Consider the following 1,045-nt stretch of genomic DNA (forward strand, 5'->3'; position numbering starts at 1 on the left):
CATCCGCGACGAGAGCGCCGAAGACGTCCGCGTCGTGCTGGTGCCGAAGAGCCGTTCGGTCGATCCCGGCATCCTGATGGAATCGCTGTTCAAGCTGACCGAGCTCGAAAGCCGCTTTCCGCTCAACATGAACGTCCTGTCGCGCGGCAAGATACCCAACGTGCTGTCGCTGAAAGGCGTGCTCAAGGAATGGCTGGAGCACCGCCGCGAGGTGCTGATCCGCCGCTCCAGGCATCGCTTGGGCGAGATCGAAAGGCGGCTGGAGATTCTCGCCGGCTATCTGATCGCCTATCTCAACATCGACGAGGTGATCAGGATCATCCGCGAGGAGGACGAGCCCAAGCAAGTGATGATGGCGCGCTGGTCGCTCACCGACAACCAGGCCGAAGCCATCCTCAACATGCGGCTCAGGGCCCTGCGCAAGCTCGAGGAATTCGAGATCCGCAAGGAATTCGACGGCCTCACTATCGAGAAAAAGCAGATCGAGGCGCTGCTTGCGTCCGACGCCAGGCAGTGGTCGACGATCAAATGGGAAGTCTCCAGCATCCGCGAGAAATTCGGACCGGAGACCGAGCTCGGCAAGCGCCGGACCCAGTTCGCCGACGCGCCCGAACATGACCTGACCGATATCGCCCATGCGATGATCGAGCGCGAGCCGGTCACCGTGGTCGTTTCGGAAAAGGGCTGGCTCAGGGCGATGAAAGGTCACCTGACCGATCATTCGTTGCTGACCTTCAAGGAGGGCGACAGCCTCAAGCTCGCCTTCCACGCTCAGACCACCGACAAGGTGCTGGTCTTCACCACCGGCGGCAAGTTCTACACGATCGGCGCCGACCGGCTGCCGGGCGGGCGCGGCCATGGCGAACCGATCCGCATCATTGTCGACATGGACAACGACCAGGACATCGTCACCGCCTTTGTCCATGATCCCAAACGCAAGCTGCTGCTGGTGTCTCACGACGGCAATGGCTTCATCGTGCCGGAAGAGGAAGTCGTCGCCAACACCCGCAAGGGCAAGCAGGTGATGAACGTCAAGGCGCCCGAC

General features: G+C 61.7%; 1 protein-coding gene. It reads left to right on the forward strand.

Translation table 11 applies throughout. From position 1 onward, the window contains the following. The coding region (locus EOA86_RS35915; protein ID WP_281035737.1) for a DNA gyrase subunit A at positions 1-1,045 on the forward strand (1,045 nt) is incomplete at both ends.

It is taken from the genome of Mesorhizobium sp. M5C.F.Ca.IN.020.32.2.1 (assembly GCF_004023105.1).
Classification (GTDB): Bacteria; Pseudomonadota; Alphaproteobacteria; order Rhizobiales; family Rhizobiaceae; genus Mesorhizobium; species Mesorhizobium wenxiniae.